Below are 233 nucleotides of genomic sequence, written 5' to 3' on the forward strand. Positions count from 1 at the left end.
CTATCGCATCACCCGCGAGCATCCCAACGGCGCCCGCGCGCTGTCCTCGATCTGGCTGGTCTCCGCCGATGCCGATGCCGATCGTCGCGAGCTGGAGAAGATGGGCTTCGGCCATGCGGTGGCGGTGCAGTTGCCCGAGCTCGGCGCGCGCGGCTACTGCGTGCCGGTCGGCCCGACCGCGCTGCTGGCGCTGCAGCCGGAAGGCTACGGCCTGGCCGGCAAGGTGATGGCCA

The 233-nt window shown here is 71.7% G+C and carries 1 protein-coding gene; it reads left to right on the forward strand.

The features are described 5' to 3' along the window. A partial coding sequence (locus SB658_RS27820; RefSeq protein WP_410603816.1) for a hypothetical protein occupies positions 1–233 on the forward strand: 233 nt, incomplete at both ends.

Source organism: Bacillus sp. SIMBA_008 (genome assembly GCF_046535495.1).
In the GTDB taxonomy this organism is placed as follows: Bacteria; Bacillota; Bacilli; order Bacillales; family Bacillaceae; genus Bacillus; species Bacillus subtilis.